Source organism: Nostoc sp. CHAB 5836 (assembly GCF_020829445.1).
In the GTDB taxonomy this organism is placed as follows: Bacteria; Cyanobacteriota; Cyanobacteriia; order Cyanobacteriales; family Nostocaceae; genus Nostoc.
The window spans coordinates 1-5,122 of the sequence record NZ_JAIVFV010000284.1; the positions used below are offsets into that span (position 1 = coordinate 1).

Annotated in this window: 5 protein-coding genes; 4 read left to right on the top strand and 1 reads right to left on the bottom strand. The window is 42.1% G+C overall.

Annotated features, from left to right (window positions below; translation table 11 throughout):
• Positions 1–823: 823 nt before the first annotated feature.
• Together LC605_RS30810 and LC605_RS33205 are read left to right on the top strand one after the other, a co-directional pair.
• Entirely contained in the window at positions 824–2,500 is a 1,677-nt protein-coding gene (locus tag LC605_RS30810) for an iron uptake porin (RefSeq protein WP_229551209.1), read from the top strand.
• Positions 2,501–3,171: 671 nt separating this feature from the next.
• The gene (locus tag LC605_RS33205) at positions 3,172–3,303 is read left to right on the top strand and encodes a hypothetical protein (protein ID WP_267868723.1); all 132 of its coding nucleotides are present in this window, start codon (positions 3,172–3,174) and stop codon (positions 3,301–3,303) included.
• Here LC605_RS33205 and LC605_RS30815 read toward each other — a convergent pair.
• Positions 3,279–3,539, bottom strand: a complete 261-nt coding sequence (locus tag LC605_RS30815) for a hypothetical protein (RefSeq protein ID WP_229551210.1) — start codon at positions 3,537–3,539, stop codon at positions 3,279–3,281. The two genes, LC605_RS33205 and LC605_RS30815, sit on opposite strands and share 25 nt — an antisense overlap.
• A 232-nt stretch (positions 3,540–3,771) precedes the next feature.
• On the opposite strand from LC605_RS30815, the gene LC605_RS30820 reads away from it, so the two are divergent.
• Positions 3,772–4,377 carry a DUF3318 domain-containing protein gene (locus tag LC605_RS30820; protein ID WP_229551211.1) on the top strand — a complete coding sequence of 202 codons (606 nt, stop codon included), beginning with the start codon at positions 3,772–3,774 and terminating at the stop codon, positions 4,375–4,377.
• Between the two features lie 321 nt (positions 4,378–4,698).
• Positions 4,699–4,890, top strand: coding sequence for a hypothetical protein (locus tag LC605_RS30825; RefSeq protein ID WP_229551212.1), 192 nt, complete (start codon positions 4,699–4,701; stop codon positions 4,888–4,890).
• The last annotated feature ends 232 nt before the right edge of the window (positions 4,891–5,122 follow it).

The window sequence follows — 5,122 nt, forward strand, 5'->3', positions numbered from 1 at the left end:
TTGGGCGAGGGTCAGATTGCTGGGGTATGCTTTACTCATGTCGCTCTCTCGGTGCTGTCTATTATCTATTCACAGCGTATACCCAGAGAGCTTTTTTACCATCTCTCCGACTTTTCAAACAACCTCTAAAGACGACTGAGAAAAGGTCATAGTCCGTTAAAACAATTCGCAATTCGCAATTCGCAATTCGCAATTACGTGAAAGTGACGGGGATTTAGACCCCGACACAAAACGCGCTGTCTGTAGAGACAGGGGACTTAAACCCCCAAAGTTCGTTAAAACGTACTTTAGCTATAAGAGAGGAACTTCAGTTCCGGGTGGTTTATGTCTAGAATGAAATAGCCCTCCCCCACACGCCTTAACAATTCAAAAATAAATAAGTAGAGCGACGCAAATAAAGCTAACTGGCTAAGGCTGTCATTTGTCATTTATAAGGGTTTAAGGTATATTTACGTTTCGTAATATAGTTTGATTTATTGTTGCCGACTTACTTAATTAAAAATAAGTTAACTAGATATTTTACTAAAAGCTTACCTATTCTTAAACTTGCACAATTATATTAAGGAGTAAACAATTAACAAAATCCGTCCTCTATCTAACTGATAGATACTTTAAACCATAGACCTTTTGCAGCATTATTATTTTTCCCTTACTAAATATTAATTAAAAATTCTAGTTCAGCAGTATCTAACTGACTTGCTTGTAATAATCACAAAATAAAGGTATAATCATTGCTGTGATTGTGTGTAAAATCCCCGAAAGTAAAGTGTCCAAACCACTTTATCATGACTGGATTATTGTAGGTGTGAGTGAGAGTAAAAACATGACAAAACAATTCTGGAATCTTTTTAAAGTTAGTCCGGTCGTTATAGCTGCTACGTTTTTCGCTGCCAATAGCGCCTTAGCTGCTGAAGTTAACGAAAAAGTAACAAATGTTGCTCAGTTATCTGAAGCTCAAGATTCTAACAACATTGGTCAGGTAACATCTGTTTCGCAGTTTTCCGATGTGCAGCCCACAGATTGGGCATTTCAAGCTTTACAATCCCTAGTTGAACGCTACGGCTGTATTGCAGGTTATCCCAACAGTACCTATCGTGGGAACCGTGCTTTGACCCGTTATGAGTTTGCCGCAGGTTTGAATGCCTGTTTAGATCGGGTTAACGAACTCATTGCTACAGCTACTGCTGATTTAGTTAGCAAACAAGATTTAGCTACTTTACAACGCTTGCAAGAAGAATATTCTGCTGAATTAGCAACCCTGCGCGGTCGTGTAGATGGATTAGAAGCCCGCACTTCTGAGTTGGAAGCAAATCAGTTCTCCACTACCACCAAGTTGGTTGGGGAAGCAATTTTCAATGTATCTCAGCCTTTTGGTGGAGATAGAGCAGTTGCATTTGGTAACCCAAATCAAAATTTAGATAGTAATACCACTTTTAGTGACCGCGTGCGTTTGAACTTGTACAGCAGTTTCACTGGTACAGACCAGTTGCAAATCCGTTTGAATGCTGGGAATATTGCCCAATTGGATGGTGGAAGTACATCAACGACTAACCCAAGACCCAACATAACTGGTACTAACATGACCCGCTTGGGTTTTGACGGTGGTACTGACAACTCGGTTGCGGTCGATAAAATCAACTATGCTTTCAACTTGACTGACGCAGTACGTGTAAAAATTGATGCTAGTGGCGGTGAATTAAACGAAAACGTAAATACCTTCAACCCTGACTTTGCAAGCTCTGGTAGAGGTGCGCTCTCTCGTTATGGACGTTTCAGCCCCATTTATCGTCAAGGTCAAACTGGTGCTGGTGTGACTGTTACCTTCAATCCTGCCGGCCCTATCAGCTTGAGTGGTGCTTATTTAGCTAGAACTGCTAATAACCCTACAGAGAATAATGGGTTGCTTGAGGGTGATAATGCCATCTTTGGTCAGTTATCTTTCCAACCTACCAAAGCCTTTAATGTTGGTCTAACCTACGCCCGCACTTATCAAACTAATAATTTCAACAACACCACCAACAACAACCTTTTCCAAGGTACAGGTAGTGCTTTTGCCAATAATCCCTTTGGGAATAACACTGCTACCGAATCCAATAATTACGGTGTACAAGCTACCTTCCAACTTAGCTCTGCGTTGGCTATTAGTGGTTGGGGAGGTTACACAACTGCTGATGCTAGGACTGGTACTAATGTCGGTGCAGACGCAGATATTTGGTACTGGGCTGGATCACTTGCTTTGAAAGACTTTGGTGGAGAAGGCAACGTCTTAGGTGTTATCTTTGGTCAACCACCCAAAGTTACTGGTGGTAGCATTAAAAATGTTGCCGGTAATATTGACCGAGACGATGATACCTCTTATCACTTAGAGGGTCTTTACAAGTTCAAGCTTTCCGATAATATTCAAGTCACTCCTGGCGTATTGGTAATCTTCAATCCAGAGCATAACGATGCTAACGACACCATCTATGTAGGTACTTTGCGTACTACCTTCACTTTCTAAAATTAGCAAAGCTGAGAATTAGATAAACAAAAGCCCGCCTTGAGGTGGGCTTTTGTTTAGATTTTTCAATCTAGGGGAAGCATCATTATAGCGCTTGGAGTTTGGATGCAATACAGTCTGACCTCTCTCCAAACCTCTCTCCTAAAAGGAGAGAGGCTTTGAATCTTACTCCCCAACGCTACAAGGGTTGGGGCTGGGGGTTAGGTCTGTATTGCACTCAACTGAGGCTTGAAAACGTTGGGTTTCGTTCCTCAACCCAACCTACATAATTTAATTTTTTGGGCTTAACCCAAGTGGATTGCATTGTAGTCCACGCCTCTGGTTTTCTCCTTTGCTGTAATATAGCGGTTCTCACTTCGTTGCAATACAGTCGGAACCCCACCCCTAAGAACTTACGCAAAATCTCACCTCCCGCAAGCTCTTAGGGGTAGGGGGTGGGGTTGAAGCGTACCTCATGCAACTGAGAACCGCTATATAACAATATTGATATATTTAAGTACGTTGGTGCGAAAAAAATCAAGTATGTTACGAAAGGTAAATAAGCTTAAAACCTTTACTAATGACAAATGACCAATGACAAATGACAGCCTTAGCCAGTTAACTTTAATTGCGCCAACCTACTTAGAAGATATGCTGTGCCTGAAACCGTGTTGTTTTCTACCAGGAAGAGGATGGGAAAAACTAGCGATGCGATCGCAATCATTGACAAGATGACTAGGAGCGATCCTGAACTTGAGGTAATGGTGGAGTCAGCCCAAATTCTGATGAAAAAAATTGGCTATGTAGGATTACAATCTGGCTGATTAGATATATCTTTTGAGGGGCGATCGCTACTCCAAGCCCACCACACAGAGCCACAGTGACAGTAGTAGAACTCTTGCCATTTACGACCACGGTCTTGTGTAAGTACAGGCGATCGCCGATTTAGCCAAACTTTTTCAGCTTCTCGGCTATTTGAGTGGCAATTAGGACAGCAAAAATCATAAGCGTGTGTTGCTTTATTAGTCCATTCAGGCGGGAGGGGAGCAAAAGCATCCATGTAGTTACAAGTGTAGTCTCAATGGTGATTCAAAACTTTCCGGTTTTGAATTTGGCGGCAAACAAATACGATCAAATCCCGCCGCACTAGCAAACTGCTTAATCAATATTTTTATGGCTTGATTTGAATCTATTCAAGAGTGCGATCGCATCTCACAAATCAAAGGTTAACACGAAAAGTTTATTTTTTACACACTTAGTTACTATGCACATTATGGCTAATAATTAAATTTATGGAGCCAAATGTTGAAATTCGCCGTTTGTTAGATGTGATGCCTGCTTCTGCTCGGATGACGACAAAAATCGTTAGTAAGCCAGAGCAAGCGAAAGTGATTGACGCCTCCTTTCCTCAACCCTGGAATCAGGCGCGACCCATATATATTAATTTTGATTTGTGGCGTCGCTTGACAAAGCCCCAACGAGATTTGCTGCTGTTGCAAATGGTTAGCTGGTTGACGGGGGTGAAGTGGTTTAAACGCGACATTTATCAAGGTGCGGTGCTGGCTGGCCTGTTAGGTGGGTTATTGGAAGCAGGACAGTCAGATATAGTGGGTGTAGCGGTAGCTGGGGGATTAAGTGCGATCGCTGCTTTTGGGATCTGGCGCACTAATAAATCTCAAGAGTCAGAGTTAAACGCCGATACAGCCGCAATCCGCATCGGACAACGGCGTGGTTATTCCGAAGTTGAAGCAGCGCAGCACTTGTTATCTGCAATTGAAGCGGTAGCCAAAATTGAAGGGCGTTCCAGCTTAAATTTTACTGAGTTGATTCGTTGTCAGAACTTACGAGCGATCGCCGGTTTATCAGCAGTGGGTATGCCAGAAAGTTATGATAAGTAGATTGGCATTAAGTCTTGTGGGCTAAAGGGTACAGAGCCAACAGCCTAGCTTCAAACTAGCTGCAATCTATGAGGCTATTCTACACTGGAATTAGAGAATGTATGTTTAACTGACTTATATCTCAAAAACTGGGGAGTTTTGTCATACCTTCTCAGTATTGCTTATGAACTGCTTACCTCGTGTGGTCAAACTTACAGCAGAAATCATGTATTTTGTTCCACATCCGTCGTCAGGGCACAGCAATGTTCCCTACCCCGTGGTCTATTTACTTGAAAATAGCTGTAACTTAAATTCTGTCAGTTACTAACGGAGTTGATAGGAATGAGTACTTTAATTGTTATTGGCTTGATTGTCGTTTACGGAGGCGGCGTTTGGAAGTTTTGGAATGGCTTTGGGCGGACTAATTTTAATCCAGCTTTGACCAATCGGATTGGTTTATCTTTGCTATGGCCAGCTTTGTTTATTACAAATCAATCTTATCGTCGAAACTTTAGAAAGGCGTTGAAGGGCTAGAGTTTACTATTAGACATAGGAGTGAAAAAGAATATAGAGACGTAGCAGTGCTACGTCTCTACAAGGGGTCTGGGTAACGCATATTTAATTTAACCAGATATCTATTAACCCAAGTTGCTAGTTACGCGGGAGTGCGATCGCACGTGACCACTTAAGCAATAAAATGCCCTCCAGTCAGAAAATTCGGAGGGGCATATGTTAAATGAAACAATTGCGATCTATGCGATCATCG

Bases quoted from the DNA above. Each gene is read 5' to 3' on its own strand.
- LC605_RS30815 (WP_229551210.1), bottom strand. From the start codon at position 3,539: ATGGATGCTTTTGCTCCCCTCCCGCCTGAATGGACTAATAAAGCAACA.
- LC605_RS30825 (WP_229551212.1), top strand. From the start codon at position 4,699: ATGAGTACTTTAATTGTTATTGGCTTGATTGTCGTTTACGGAGGCGGC.
- LC605_RS30810 (WP_229551209.1), top strand. From the start codon at position 824: ATGACAAAACAATTCTGGAATCTTTTTAAAGTTAGTCCGGTCGTTATA.
- LC605_RS33205 (WP_267868723.1), top strand. From the start codon at position 3,172: ATGGGAAAAACTAGCGATGCGATCGCAATCATTGACAAGATGACTAGG.
- LC605_RS30820 (WP_229551211.1), top strand. From the start codon at position 3,772: ATGGAGCCAAATGTTGAAATTCGCCGTTTGTTAGATGTGATGCCTGCT.